Here is a 13,169-nt window from a genome sequence, read left to right on the forward strand (position 1 = left end):
CTGACAGCGCCGAAAGGCGCATGCCAGTCATCGATTTTGTGTTGTGCGGATACCGACACTCTCGACCTTGAGGCGCAATCAGCGCGGCTGAACCATGCGCCGTCACAAAAGTGGCAGACATTCCTCAATCTGGTTGCGGGGGTGGGTTTGACCGCATTCATCAGCTTGGGAGTCAATCCCGGCTCCGCGCAGGCACTCGCGCTTCAACCACACCCGACCAGTACCTTCGATCCGAATGCTCCTGTCGAGCATCGGACGGATTCCAGCGATCCGCTCGAAGCCATCAATCCGACCGAGCCTGTCGACTTCCTGACCTACGACAAGCTCCTGGAGCAATTCGTCGTCTCTCTCCCCGTAACCAATCCTCCCGCATCGGAAGGTGAGGCGGATGACGAGATCGACGTGACGATCACCGAATACATGGAATTCGAGGAAATGCGCGTGCCGATCTGGATCGTCGACACGATCCTGCGCGCGTCGCAGCTCACCGAGGCCGACCCGGTCTACATGATGGCGCTGGCCGACAAGGAATCGAGCTTCCTGCCCGGCAACAAGGCTTCGACCTCATCCGCCGTCGGCCTGTTCCAGTTCATCTCGAGCACGTGGCTGGAGGCCGTCCGGTCCTTCGGACCCAAGCACGGCCTGATCATGGAAGCGCAAGCCATCGAGGGTCCGCAGGGCAAGCTGTCCGTCAACGATCCCGCCAAGCTGGAGCATATCCTCGGCCTGCGCCGTAACCCCTACATCTCGTCTCTCATGGCGGCGGAGATGATGCAGCGGGACAAGGCCAAGATCGAGAAGCGTCTGGAGCGCAAGCTCAGCCGTTCCGAGTTCTATCTCTCGCACTTCTTCGGAGTGGACAGCGCGAGCCGTTTCATCGCGCTCGTGGACGATACGCCCAAGAAGAGCGCGAAAAGCGCGTTTCCGGCGGCGGCCCGTTCCAACAAGTCGCTGTTCTTCGCCAAGGACGGCAAGAAGACCCGTCAGCTCAGCGTGTCGGAGGTCTACAGCAAGATCGACGACATGATCGACAAGCGTCTCAACCGCTACGAGGATGTTTCCTCGCGGACGACGGCGGACGCCACGTTCTGATCCGCTGCGGCCTCCGTACGGGAGGTCACGACGCTGGCGGCCGAGCTCGTCGGCGCTACTTCGACGAAGCCGCCCTTCGCTCGCGGGCGCTGCACCTGGAGAATGCGCACGGCGATGAAGGCCGCAAGCCCCAGGGACGCAAAGGCCGAGTAGATGAACAATCCCTGCGGCCCGAGCAGCTCCATGGCGGCAGCGCCGAGCAGCGGCCCGATGGTCACGCCGACTGCCCAGGAGAACAGCAGCGTTCCGATGGTCGAGATGATGCGGCCCGGATCGACGATGTCGCAGGCATGCGCCACGCAGATCGAATAGATGCACAGGGCCAGCCCGCCCCAGGCGGCGAAAAGCCAGATCACCGTCGTCTGCGCGCTCATATAGCTGGCCAGAAGGATCGCGAGGGATACGACGCTGGTGCCGGCTGCAAGGGCCGCAATGACGATGCGCCTGTCGGCTCGATCCGACAGCCAGCCGAGCGGCCATTGCATCACGAGGCTGCCGCCCTGAAGGGCCACGAGAAGCGCCGCCGCGACTTCCTGACTCAGGCCGATGCTCACGCCGAAAACCGGCGTGATGGCAATGACGGGACCATTGACGAGTCCGACGACGAAAGACCCCACCACAGCCGATGGCGCCGCAGCGAATAGGCCTCGCACATCGATCTTGACGCCCTGGGGCGGCGGCGGTTCCTTGGTTGTCGTCGCTGCAATCGGAAGCAGCGACAGGATCAATCCCGCGCTGACCGCCATGAACAGCCCGTCCGTCCTGATGTCGCCGAGCCCGATGCCGAGCGGCGAGATCATCAGCGTCACTTTCGTGCAGATCATGTAGATCGAGAGAATGCGGCCACGATGGCTCGATGTCGCCCGGGCGCTGATCCATCCATCGGTCAGTGTGAAGATGCAGGCGAATGTCACGCCGGTAAGTCCGCGCAGGATCATCCAGGCCCCGGTGGAATGCGCCTGCGTCATCGCAAGGACGACGACTGAAGCCACAGCCGCGAGGCTGGCGAAGGCACGAATGTGGCCCACATGGCGGATAAAGGCCGGAGCGATGAAGCAGCCGGTCGAGAACCCCAGTCCATAAGCCGCCGCGACGAGGCCGATGGCAGTGATGGAAAGGCCTTCGGCCTGCATACGGAGCGGCATCAAGGCCTGCAGAAGGCCGTTGCCGGCTTGGAGCAGGGTCGTCGCGGCCGTGACCGACCAGATCAGAACGAGGGAGGAATTCACGGCTCACACAGGAATGGTGAAGCGGCAAGCGCAGGGTCAGCCAGATTGATGGCAGCCCAAGCTTAAGATCAAGTGCTTAAATGGTCTCCATGCGTCCGGCGCAGCCCTGCGCCGGACCGGCGATTTCATGAAATCCTTACGAATGCGAGAGATCCTTGGGAAAGCTTGCGAAGAGATAGAAACCATTGAAACGCACGCCTGTCATGGCGGCTTGCCTGTCGAAGCCGAGCGGGGTCTCGCAATTGTCGACCCGGCCGCTGAATTGCCAAAGCGGCTCGACCACGAAGGATGGTACTGAACGCTCCTCCGGAACCGCGCAGACGAGACCGTCTTGGTGGGTGCTTCGGAATAAGTTGTAAGCGTACATACCCTCCTCCATCCTCATCTTTCTCTGTCCACGAATCGACCTTTACAGGCAAAGAGTGACAGGACTGTGATACTGCATCGCAATAAATTCCTCTTCAGAAGCAGCAATGTTGCTCACTTCCGTCTTTTCCCGGTATCCGCATGGCAGAAGAAGGATCCTCATGCGCATCATCGTCATAGGCCAGCAGGGTCAGGTTGCCCGCGCTCTGGCGGAGCGCGCTTCAGCTCACGGCGCGACAACCGTTCTGCTGGGGCGCCCTAAGCTCGACCTCGCGGATCCTTCCGGGATCGAGGATATCCTGCGCGAGACCGGCGGCGACCTCATCGTCAATGCGGCGGCCTACACGGCTGTCGACCAGGCCGAGAAGGAGCCGGAGCTGGCGCAGGCCATCAATGGCATCGGCCCCGGCGTCGTTGCGGGCGCTGCCGCAGCCATGGGGATTCCCGTCATCCATATCTCGACCGATTACGTGTTCGACGGGACACTCGACCGTCCCTATCGCGAGAGCGATCCGGTCAACCCGCCCGGGGTCTATGGGGCCTCGAAGCTCATGGGCGAACAGGCTGTGGCCGCCGAGGCCGAAGACCACGTGATCCTGCGCACGGCCTGGGTCTACAGCCCCTTCGGCAAGAATTTCGTAAAGACCATGCTGCGGCTGGGCGCGGAGAGAGCGCAGATCGGCGTCGTCGCCGATCAAATCGGCTCGCCCACCAGCGCCATCGATATCGCGGATGGTATTCTGAAGGTCGGGAGAAAGCTCCTGGACAACCCGGGGGACCGGCGCCTGCGCGGCCTGTTTCATATGGCGGGGTCGGGCACGGCCAGCTGGGCCGAGTTCGCCACGGAGATCTTCGCATCTTCCGCGCAGCTCGGCGGGCCTACCGCCAAGGTTCGCCCGATTATGACGGCGGACTATCCTACTCCCGCCAAGCGGCCCGCCAATTCGCGCCTGGACTGCACGAAGTTGGCGGAAATCTATGGCATTCACCTGCCGCCATGGCGGGAATCCCTGTCGGCCTGCTTAAAGCGATTGCTCCAGGGTCCGGAAGAAAGCTGAGCCACTTTCTCCAGATAAAACGATTGTTCTTTTTAAAGAACGATTTTAAAGTAACCCCATGACATCGCCACACGACCCGAATTACCGCCTGGAAACTCTCCTCGTCCACGAAGGCCAGCTCCGCACGCCCTTCGGCGAAACCTCGGAAGCCCTCTTCCTCACTCAAGGCTTCGTCTATGAAAGCGCGGAAAGCGCGGAGCGGCGGTTCCTCAACGAAGAGGCCGGATACAGTTACAGCCGCTATTCCAACCCGACTATCGACATGTTCGAGCAACGCATCGCTGCCCTCGAAGGCGCTGAGACTGCCCGGGCAACGGCAAGTGGTATGGCGGCGGTGACGGCTGCCATGGTGTCCCAGGTCCAAGTGGGCGATCATGTGGTGGCGGCGCGCGGTCTGTTCGGCTCCTGCCGCTGGGTGGTCGAGGATCTGCTGCCCCGGTTCGGTGTCGCCTGCACGCTGGTGGATGGCTTGGACCTGAAGGCATGGCGCGATGCCGTGCGCCCGGAAACGAAGGCCTTCCTTCTGGAGACGCCGTCCAACCCCAGCCTTCAGATCATTGACATTGCCGCCGTCGCCGCCATTGCCCACGAGGCTGGCGCGACGCTCACCGTCGACAACGTCTTTGCCACGCCTCTCTTCCAGAAACCTCTCGCAATGGGCGCGGATTGCGTGGTCTACTCAGCGACCAAGCATATCGACGGACAGGGCCGATGTCTCGGCGGCGTGATCCTGGGCTCGACGGAGTTCATCGAGACCAAGGTGCAGCAATTCCTGCGCATGACAGGCCCCTCGATCTCGCCGTTCAATGCCTGGGTGCTTTTGAAAGGGCTGGAGACCTTGTCATTGCGCGTCGAACGACAGACGGCCAATGCGGGCTTCCTGGCCGATGCTCTTCACGACCATCCCAAGCTTCAAAACCTGATCTATCCCGGCCGGCCCGACCATCCGCAAGCGGATCTGATCAGAAAGCAGATGACGGGCGCATCCACCATGATCGCGCTTGAAGTTCGCGGCGGGAAGGAGGCGGCATTCCGCTTCATGAACGCTCTCAAACTGATCCGCATCTCCAACAATCTCGGCGATGCCAAGAGCCTCGTCACGCATCCCTCGACGACGACCCATCAGCGCTTCACCACGGAGCTGCGTGCTGAGATGGGGATCTCGGATGGCCTCGTGCGCCTGTCAGTCGGGTTGGAACATTGGGAAGACCTGCTCGCGGATCTCACAGCCGCACTGGAGCATGTTTGACCGGGAGCATCGTACCTTGGGGAATTCGGATTAGTCCTCAACACATTTGCGTGATAGCGGAGTCCTCATCCTGCTATTGCAAGCAACGTGGCGGATCCTCTTAAGTAAAAACCGCGCTCTCCTAACACATCCCTTAGACCTTAGGTGGGCGGCACTTGAATTTAATGACAAAGTGCCGCAGCATCCTTTCAGGATTAACGCGCCCGCTCAGAAAAAAGCGCGATCCTTCACAACAATCAGGGGGTGAGGGAGGAAAGCATGAAGAAAGGCAAGTCCCCAGAGGTCATACCTTCGGGATCGTCCAAGCATTCCCGTCGTCATTTCCTGCAAGTTGCCGGTCTCGGTACCGCCGCAACGATTGCCGCCCCCCAGGTTTCGCGAGCTCAGACCCTTACCTGGAAGTTCCAGTCCACCTGGCCCAATCGCGACATCTTCCACGAATTCTGCAACGACTTCGCCAAGCGCGTAAACGAAATGTCGGGCGGGCGTCTCAAGATCGACGTTCTCGCCTCCGGTGCCGTCGTCCCCGCCTTCCAGCTTCAGGACGCGGTACATGCCGGCATTCTGGATGGCGGCCACGGCGTGGCGGCCTATTGGTACGGAAAGAACAAGGCTTATGCCCTGTTCGGCACCGGCCCTTCCTTCGGCTGGAACGCCAATTCGTTCCTGGCTTGGATGAACTACGGCGGCGGCTACGATCTCTATAACGAGCTGCAGCAGCAGATCCTCAAGCTCAACCTCGTCGGCTTCCTCTCGGGTCCGATGCCGGCGCAGCCGCTCGGCTGGTTCAAGAGCGAGGTGACATCGGCGGATGCGTTCAAGGGATTGAAGTATCGCACCGTAGGCCTTGCCGCCGACCTCAACCGCCAACTCGGCGCGGCCGTCACCATTCTCGCCGGCGGTGAGATCGTGCCGGCGCTCGAACGTGGTGTGATCGACGGAGCGGAATTCAACAACCCCTCCTCCGATCTCGTGCTCGGCTTCCCCGACGTATCGAAGAACCTGATGCTCCAGAGCTATCATCAATCCGGCGAGACGTTCGAGCTTCTTTTCAACAAGGCGAAATACGACGCGCTGTCCGCCGAGTTGAAGGCCATTCTCAAATACGGGGCCGAGGCGGAATCCGCCGACATGTCCTGGAAGGCTCTCGACCGCTACTCGAAGGATCTGGAGATCATCAAAAGCCGTGGCGTCACCGTGAAGAAGACACCCGATGCCGTGCTGAAGACGCAGCTCGAGGCATGGGACAAGGTGATCGAGGAACTCTCCAAGGATCCGTTCTTCAAGAAGGTCATCGACAGCCAGAAGGCCTGGGTGCAGCGCACCTATGCCTATGAGCGCCTGAACGAGCCTTCGCGCGAGATGGCCTACGACCACTTCTACAAGACGCTCTGAGGGGCTCTCCGCCGCAGGTCTTTTACTCATGAGGATGGCGCCGATTGCGCCGTCCTCAATTCATGCCCCGCCGAATGACCTGGAAGGTCTTCCCGCATGCGCTTCGTCTATTTCATCGACCGCATCAACACGTCCATCGGCAAGACAGTGAGTTGGGCGATCGTCGTCCTCACCTTCGCCGTCTGCTATGAGGTCTTCGCCCGCTACGTGCTGCGCGCGCCCACCGAATGGGCTTTTGACGCAAGCTACATGCTCTACGGGCTGCTCTTCATGGTGGCAGGACCTTATGCACTGGCCCGCAACAGCCATGTGAGAGGCGACTTTCTCTATCGCACTTGGTCGGCGCGCCGGCAGGCCGGCCTCGATCTCGTTCTGTATTTCCTCTTCTTCTTTCCAGGCATCTTCGCTCTCGTCTATGCGGGCATCCCGTTCACGGAAATGTCCTGGATGATGCGGGAGCATTCCATGAACTCGCCGAACGGGCCGCCGATCTATCCCTTTAAGGCGCTGATCCCCATCGTCGGCGTTCTCATGGCCGTGCAGGGCCTGGCGGAGGTCCTGAGATGCATCGAGTGCCTGCGTCGCGGCGAGTGGCCGCCGCGCCTTCACGATGTCGAAGAAACGGAAAAACTCATTCTCGAAAAAGCCGAACAAGAAGGCATTAAGGAAGGAAGTATCTGATGCTGGCGTCGTGGGGGCTGGGGAATCCTGAGCTGGGCGTGTTGATGCTCGGCCTGTTCATCGTGTTCATCATGTTCGGCTTTCCCATCGCCTTCACGCTGATGGCTTTAGGCTTCGGCTTCGGCTACATGGCCATGGGTGACATCGTATACGCGCTCGTGGTGCAACGCGCCTATTCGGCAATGACGAACGATACGCTCGTCGCCATCCCGCTCTTCGTCTTCATGGGATATGTGATCGAGCGAGCGAGCATTCTCGACCGATTGTTTCATTCCATCCAGATCGCGGTCGGCGGCATTCCCGGTTCGCTTGCGGTCGCGACGCTGCTCACCTGCGCCCTTTTCGCAACCGCGACCGGCATCGTCGGCGCGGTCGTGACGCTCATGGGCCTGCTCGCCTTCCCCGCCATGCTGCGCGCAGGTTACGATACGCGCCTCGCATCGGGTGTGGTCTGCGCGGGCGGCTGCCTCGGCATTCTGATTCCGCCCAGCGTTATGCTCATTCTCTACGGCGCGACGGCGGGAGTTTCCGTGCCGAAGCTCTATGCCGGCGCGCTCTTTCCCGGCCTGATGCTCGCCGGTCTCTACATGCTCTACGTGATCATCCGCTGCATGATCAATCCGAGTCTCGCGCCCAAGCTTCCGGCGGAACAGAGAAAAGTGCCGCTTGTGAAGGTCGTCTGGTCGTTGGCGACATCGTTCTTCCCCCTCGCAATTCTCATTCTCTCGGTACTCGGCGCCATCTTCTTCGGCATCGCGACCCCGACGGAAGCCGCCGCTGTCGGCGCCCTCGGCAGCCTCCTTCTGGCCGCCGCCTATCGCTCGCTCACATTCTCCAAACTGAAGGAATCAGTCATTCTCACCGCACGCACATCCGCCATGGTGTGCTGGCTCTTCGTGGGCTCCTTCATCTTCTCGTCGATCTTCGCCTTCCTCGGCGGCCATCAGCCTATCGAGGATCTTGTCACGCATCTGAACCTCTCGCCGTTCTGGTTCCTGATCCTGACGCAGGCGATCATCTTCGTTCTCGGCTGGCCGCTGGAATGGACGGAGATCGTGGTGATCTTCGTGCCGATCTTCCTGCCGCTGCTCGACAATTTCGGCATCGATCCGATCTTCTTCGGAGTGCTGATCGCGCTGAACATCCAGACCTCGTTCCTGTCACCGCCGGTGGCGATGGCGCCATTCTATCTGAAGGGCATCGCGCCGCCTCATGTAACGATCAACGAGATCTTCGCCGGCGTGATGCCCTTTCTCCTTCTCGTGATCGTTGCCATGGCGATGTTCTACATCTTTCCGCAGCTTGGCCTCTGGCTCCCCACCTATCTTTACGGCTGAGCCCATCCTCGGCTTTATGTGGCCACGCGGCTGATCGGAACACGGCGCGCCTCTTCACGTTGGCCTCCAGATATTTTGGAAAAGGAGGCTGCCATGAAGTGTCAATTCTGCCACTTGGACGTCGAGAATCCCTGCCGCAGCACCGAGCAGGTGCATCAGCGGGCTGCCGACCATGTTGAACGCTGCGAGCATGCCTTGCAGGACAAACAGAACATGGGCGCGGGATCTTCGCATAGCGGCAAGTGATTTGACATGATTTTTTGGAGCGAAGTCATGGGCGGGAAATCCGGTCATGATGACAAGGGCTTGGCGGAGCAAAGCAACGTCCCGCCGACCGAGGCTGATCCCCACCCTCAAGACCAAGGCAATGGTTCATCGGGCGGTCGGCAATTGAGCGAGAAGGATCAACGCAGAGACTTGGAAGAATCCGGCAATAGGAAGCCCTAATCGTCCCGGACAAACAGTCTATTTCCCTGACCTGTCCAAAACACGAATGGCCCGCTCACGCGGGCCGTTCTGTTTTCAAGTCAAAAGAATTTGACACAAAATAACGTATTGCGCACCATCATACTAAAGAGTCGGCGGTGTGATTTTACTCACAGATCGGACGATGCCAGTGTGTTTGAAGCTAAAACAAGCATAACGCCAAGGGAACACTTCAGGAGGGTATCCATGACCGCATCTGCTCTCAGCTTCAGGCTCGCCGTTCTGTGTGTCATCGCCGGAATGGGAATGGGGATCGGGATGGCCGCATCCCAGAACCACGCCCTCATGCCCGCACACGCGCATCTCAACCTGCTCGGCTGGGTGTCGCTGTTCCTGTTCGGGATCTATTATGAGCGGCGCCCTGCCCTCGATACGAGCCGCCTCGCCATGATCCAGGTTTATCTTTGGACCATCGGCACGGTCATTCTGACCATTGCCGTCGGCGCTCTTCATCTCGGGTACGATGCCTTCGATCCGATTGCCGGCATCTCCTCCATCATGGTTCTCGCCGCCATGCTGCTCTTCGCCTACTTCGTCTTCCGCCCCGCGCACTCAGTGACGCCTGCGCCCACCGCGCGGATGACGCCGGCGGAATGAGTCTAGGAATCGGCAATAAAAAAGCCCCGCCGTGAGGCGGGGCTTACTTTGAAATGTTGGTCTTAGGATTAATTGCGAAGAGCAATAAATAAAAAATCCTGATTATCGAAATACACAATCGTTCAGAATCAGCGGGCGGCCCGAGCCGGAAAACGGATGGGTGCCCGCTTGTATGCAGCAGCCTCAGCGCGTGCCGAGACCGCCATTGGCAATGGTGTGAATTAGATCACGATGAAATCGGCAGCGGTGAGGGCCGCCTTGTTCTCGATCACAGCGAAGGCTTTTGCCGCACCCGAACCCGAGCCATCGGCATCGTATGACAGAGTGCCGGTGGTCTTGTTGTAAACGATGTAGTCATTGGCATCGCCGGCCTTCTCGGCAATCTTGAAGAAGCTCGACGACAAGGTGCCGGTCTTCGTCAGCTTGCTGAAGATCTTGTTGTCCAGGCGGATCGAATCGTCCGCTACATTGAAGTCGGTGATGTAATCGACATCCTTGCCGATGGCGGTATCGAAAACGAAGGTGTCTTCCTGCGTGCCGCCTGTCAGCACATCGCTGCCGGCCTTGCCCCACAATACGTCGCGACCCGCATTGCCCTTGAGCCATTCGTTGGCTGCAGCACCCGTCACGTAGTTGTTGCTGTTCGATCCATTGATCGTCTTCGTGGTTACCGGACGGCCAGGAACCTCAGGCACAGGCGTGTCGGGATTAGTCGGATCCGTCGGCTTGGGATCGGGCTTCGGGATCGGCGTCGGGTCAGCCGGCACCGGATTTGTCGGCGCCGGCGTTGCACCGTTGTGATTGAACGTAAGCGCATAGAACGATGTCTGGCCAAAGCCCGAACCATTGGTCTCGTTCGCACCGAGGTAAGCTCCTGCCTTGAAGTAGAAGCTATCCGACTGCCACACGCTGTTGATGGTCGTGTGCGAATGATAGACCTTGCCGTCGGCATGGATATCGACGTCGAGCACATTGCCTTTTGCGTTGATCGTGTACGAGAACTTCTCGTTCAACGACACATCGGGAGCGGAACCGTCCTCGGCCTTGAAGTTGAAGGTGTGTTCCTTGTTGTCGGAGCCCGAAAGGTCATTGGCAAAATAGAGCTTGTTGTCGTGCCAGTAGAGACGCACCAGCTCGTCATCCTCACCGTGAATCTGGCCGACCACGATCTTCTTGCCCTGGCCGTCGCGCATCGGCGCGGCATCGACTTCGAGCGTCGCGCTCATGAAGCCGCCCGTGGAGAGATTCCAGGCGGCCTTCGCCGTGCCGCTCATCTCGCGCAGTTCGGAGCGTGCATAGGACGACCCGCTCGTAGTGGCGCCGTCGGCGGCGGCGTAGAACACCATGGCTCCATCAGCAGCAGTGTAGAAATACTTGCTGTTCTGGTAGCCACTTAGATCTTTAACTTCGATGGCTGTGCCGCTGATCTTGCCGGAGGAATCGACCGGGAGAGTGAGTTTCCAATTACTCAAGTCAAAGTTGCCGCTAGGCGCGACATTGGCTTTCAAAGTCATGATTTTTGCCCCGAGCGCCCATCGAGACTCTTTATCAAGTCTTCTCAGGCACTTTCATTATATGTTTGAACAAACCTTAGTCAGACCGATGAGAATATACACAAACTAAATTCAGAAAATTTTGGGATAACTCAATGCTTAAACAAGAGTACTGAAGGCGAACCAAACTTGTCGTTCGCTCTCTTGGAATCCCTTTTCGATTCCGAATAGGGCAAAATCGTGACCAACATGATTTATTGTTATATTTTCACTCGCTTACTTTTCGATTTCGGCTCGTATCCTATACGAATAGATAGTCATCTCAGGAAAATCATCACACCTTTCCCGTATCCTCTACGTAATCTCATACGGCATTATCAAAACATCTGTCCTTCCAGTTCCGATCAGCTCACTCTTTCCTACGATCCTCATGCGGAAGCCCGGATTGGAAACAGCGCTCCACAACGTGGTTCCGGATTCGAAAAAAGGACATCCACGATATCGCCACGTCGGAATGCCCCCCTAAATCGTCTGGAAGCGCCTGCGGCTTGGCTGACGCCTCACCTCTGGCAAATGTACGTATTCAGTCTTTGGAGCATTTGGATTGTGCGGAAGGCGGAAAGAACGGGTAAGGTCGGCTTGAGTCCCGGACGACAGGACAATGCGGTAAGAAAGGATGCGGCGTGATGATCCTCCCCTTGAGACAGCAGGCGGAGCATGTCGTCGTTCTGCGAAAGCTGGAGAGCATCGCCGACCTGACCCAAGAAGATAAGCAGGCAATCCTCGATCTGCCTGTCAATGTCAGGATCTTCGAGGCGGACACCGATATAGTACGAGACGGTGACAGCCCTACCGAATGCTGCATGATCCTCGAAGGCTTCACCTGCCGCTATAAGCTTCTGCCTGACGGTAAACGGCAGATCATGGGGTTTTATATCCCGGGCGACATACCCGACCTACAAAGCCTTTTCCTACGCACTCTGGACAATAACCTTGGCACGTTTGTGAGAACGCGTGTCGCCATGATTCCCCACCCGTTCCTGCGCAATCTGTTTCGTAGCCATCCGAGGCTCGCCGAAATCTTTTGGCGAGACAGCCTCATCGAAGGGGCGATATTCCGTGAATGGATGGTGGGTCTCGGACGCCGCTCCGGCTACCAGCGCATGGCGCATCTTCTATGCGAACTCCAGATGCGCCTGCGTGCCGTGGGGCTTGCCGAGAAGAACGGATATGACTTGCCGTTGACGCAGAATGAGATCGGCGACGCCCTCGGCCTATCGACAGTTCATGTGAACCGTATTCTCCAGGAGCTCAGGAGCGACGGCCTCATCGTTCTGCGCGGTGGCGCACTCAACATTCTCGATTGGGAAGGCCTCAAGGGAGCTGCCGAATTCGATCTCACCTATCTTCATTTCGACAGCGATCATCTGGCCAAGCAGGCTTGATGCCACCGAGTTTCTCGCCGCGTTGCTCACAACCGCATGAGAATGGCGCCGGCAACGATCATGGCCACAAGCAGATCGGTGATCATCGCCATAGTCTCGGTGGAATTGCGATCCTTGTTCGCGATGTGCTTGAGGCCCGCGAGACCGAGATAAACGACACCCGTCAGCCCGGCTGGAACAACCCAGCTCGGAAATGCGAGCGACAACGCGGCAATCGAACCCATCGAGAGATTGCCGAAGCCGATCTCGATGACGAGCTTCTCAGCAGTGGGATCACCGATCTTGAAGATCGCTTTCGCCGTGAATGACGGCCGCAGAACCTGACGCAGCCCGGCCGCGAACAACCTCACACCTACGGCCCAGAACACAAACCATTTCGCAATGATTTCAGGAGTGATGGAGCTGCCCAGCAGGGATTCGGCAATGATCGAGGCCAGTGGCAAGACAATCGTCAGCCCGATGACAATGACCGGATACATTCATAGCCTCTCCCTCGGATCGCCCTGACGACGCAGTTTCAGTCCCTTGAAACGATAATCGCCACTTCGGGAAACTGCAACGCTTGCGCGAATAGCTTCGCCTGAATGCAACCGAAGATCCGGCTACATTTCCTTCATCATCAATGTCTTAGAGACAGCTTGAGCTGAAATCCGGCATTCCTTGCAAGGGTTTGCAATGTAGACTTGTCTCTAGGGCGCCGATTTCCTTAAGGGCAACACTCCTGCGGCGACAGAAGGAACC

At 58.6% G+C, this 13,169-nt stretch carries 13 protein-coding genes; 8 read left to right on the forward strand and 5 right to left on the reverse strand.

Going from position 1 to position 13,169, the window contains the following annotated elements:
* Window positions 1-147: 147 nt before the first annotated feature.
* A complete protein-coding gene (locus AB4Y85_RS11035; protein WP_441984945.1) occupies window positions 148-1,092 on the forward strand; it encodes a transglycosylase SLT domain-containing protein in 945 nt (314 codons plus the stop codon).
* Here the strand turns inward: AB4Y85_RS11035 and AB4Y85_RS11040 are convergent.
* Together AB4Y85_RS11040 and AB4Y85_RS11045 are read right to left on the reverse strand one after the other, a co-directional pair.
* Window positions 1,047-2,321 (reverse strand): MFS transporter, encoded by a 1,275-nt coding sequence (locus AB4Y85_RS11040; protein WP_441984946.1) that lies wholly within the window; start codon window positions 2,319-2,321, stop codon window positions 1,047-1,049. The genes AB4Y85_RS11035 and AB4Y85_RS11040 overlap by 46 nt on opposite strands.
* Window positions 2,322-2,457: 136 nt before the next feature.
* Window positions 2,458-2,688, reverse strand: a complete 231-nt coding sequence (locus tag AB4Y85_RS11045) for a hypothetical protein (protein ID WP_441984947.1) — start codon at window positions 2,686-2,688, stop codon at window positions 2,458-2,460.
* A gap of 160 nt (window positions 2,689-2,848) precedes the next feature.
* On the opposite strand from AB4Y85_RS11045, the gene rfbD reads away from it, so the two are divergent.
* From rfbD to AB4Y85_RS11070, 5 genes are all read left to right on the forward strand, one after another.
* Complete coding sequence (gene rfbD / locus AB4Y85_RS11050; protein ID WP_441984948.1) at window positions 2,849-3,745, forward strand: dTDP-4-dehydrorhamnose reductase; 897 nt, start codon at window positions 2,849-2,851, stop codon at window positions 3,743-3,745.
* Between the two features lie 58 nt (window positions 3,746-3,803).
* Window positions 3,804-4,994: an O-succinylhomoserine sulfhydrylase gene (locus tag AB4Y85_RS11055; protein WP_441984949.1), complete on the forward strand. Its 1,191-nt coding sequence runs from the start codon at window positions 3,804-3,806 to the stop codon at window positions 4,992-4,994.
* Between the two features lie 258 nt (window positions 4,995-5,252).
* The gene (locus AB4Y85_RS11060) at window positions 5,253-6,389 is read left to right on the forward strand and encodes a TRAP transporter substrate-binding protein (protein WP_441984950.1); all 1,137 of its coding nucleotides are present in this window, start codon (window positions 5,253-5,255) and stop codon (window positions 6,387-6,389) included.
* Window positions 6,390-6,485: 96 nt separating this feature from the next.
* On the forward strand, window positions 6,486-7,070 hold the full coding sequence (locus AB4Y85_RS11065; protein WP_441984951.1) for a TRAP transporter small permease subunit: 585 nt from the start codon (window positions 6,486-6,488) through the stop codon (window positions 7,068-7,070).
* Complete coding sequence (locus AB4Y85_RS11070) at window positions 7,070-8,407, forward strand: TRAP transporter large permease (RefSeq protein WP_441984952.1); 1,338 nt, start codon at window positions 7,070-7,072, stop codon at window positions 8,405-8,407. Before AB4Y85_RS11065 ends, AB4Y85_RS11070 begins: the two co-directional genes overlap by 1 nt.
* Before the next feature lie 54 nt (window positions 8,408-8,461).
* On the opposite strand, the gene AB4Y85_RS11075 is transcribed toward AB4Y85_RS11070, so the two are convergent.
* On the reverse strand, window positions 8,462-8,725 hold the full coding sequence (locus tag AB4Y85_RS11075; protein WP_441984953.1) for a hypothetical protein: 264 nt from the start codon (window positions 8,723-8,725) through the stop codon (window positions 8,462-8,464).
* 354 nt (window positions 8,726-9,079) lie between these two features.
* Between AB4Y85_RS11075 and AB4Y85_RS11080 the strand changes: the two genes are divergently transcribed.
* On the forward strand, window positions 9,080-9,490 hold the full coding sequence (locus AB4Y85_RS11080; RefSeq protein WP_441984954.1) for a hypothetical protein: 411 nt from the start codon (window positions 9,080-9,082) through the stop codon (window positions 9,488-9,490).
* Between the two features lie 221 nt (window positions 9,491-9,711).
* Here the strand turns inward: AB4Y85_RS11080 and AB4Y85_RS11085 are convergent, their stop codons facing one another.
* On the reverse strand, window positions 9,712-10,962 hold the full coding sequence (locus AB4Y85_RS11085) for a polysaccharide lyase family 7 protein (RefSeq protein WP_441984955.1): 1,251 nt from the start codon (window positions 10,960-10,962) through the stop codon (window positions 9,712-9,714).
* Window positions 10,963-11,669: 707 nt separating this feature from the next.
* Here AB4Y85_RS11085 and AB4Y85_RS11090 point away from each other — a divergent pair.
* The gene (locus AB4Y85_RS11090) at window positions 11,670-12,428 is read left to right on the forward strand and encodes a Crp/Fnr family transcriptional regulator (RefSeq protein WP_441984956.1); all 759 of its coding nucleotides are present in this window, start codon (window positions 11,670-11,672) and stop codon (window positions 12,426-12,428) included.
* Window positions 12,429-12,454: 26 nt separating this feature from the next.
* Here AB4Y85_RS11090 and AB4Y85_RS11095 read toward each other — a convergent pair whose 3' ends face one another.
* Window positions 12,455-12,907, reverse strand: coding sequence for a DUF6790 family protein (locus AB4Y85_RS11095; protein ID WP_441984957.1), 453 nt, complete (start codon window positions 12,905-12,907; stop codon window positions 12,455-12,457).
* Window positions 12,908-13,169 lie beyond the last annotated feature (262 nt).

The organism is Microvirga sp. 2YAF29, assembly GCF_052114605.1.
Classification (GTDB): Bacteria; Pseudomonadota; Alphaproteobacteria; order Rhizobiales; family Beijerinckiaceae; genus Microvirga.

Coding starts and splice junctions, on each gene's coding strand:
- AB4Y85_RS11045 (WP_441984947.1), bottom strand. CDS start 2,688: ATGTACGCTTACAACTTATTCCGAAGCACCCACCAAGACGGTCTCGTC.
- rfbD (WP_441984948.1), top strand. CDS start 2,849: ATGCGCATCATCGTCATAGGCCAGCAGGGTCAGGTTGCCCGCGCTCTG.
- AB4Y85_RS11055 (WP_441984949.1), top strand. CDS start 3,804: ATGACATCGCCACACGACCCGAATTACCGCCTGGAAACTCTCCTCGTC.
- AB4Y85_RS11060 (WP_441984950.1), top strand. CDS start 5,253: ATGAAGAAAGGCAAGTCCCCAGAGGTCATACCTTCGGGATCGTCCAAG.
- AB4Y85_RS11065 (WP_441984951.1), top strand. CDS start 6,486: ATGCGCTTCGTCTATTTCATCGACCGCATCAACACGTCCATCGGCAAG.
- AB4Y85_RS11070 (WP_441984952.1), top strand. CDS start 7,070: ATGCTGGCGTCGTGGGGGCTGGGGAATCCTGAGCTGGGCGTGTTGATG.
- AB4Y85_RS11080 (WP_441984954.1), top strand. CDS start 9,080: ATGACCGCATCTGCTCTCAGCTTCAGGCTCGCCGTTCTGTGTGTCATC.
- AB4Y85_RS11090 (WP_441984956.1), top strand. CDS start 11,670: ATGATCCTCCCCTTGAGACAGCAGGCGGAGCATGTCGTCGTTCTGCGA.
- AB4Y85_RS11095 (WP_441984957.1), bottom strand. CDS start 12,907: ATGTATCCGGTCATTGTCATCGGGCTGACGATTGTCTTGCCACTGGCC.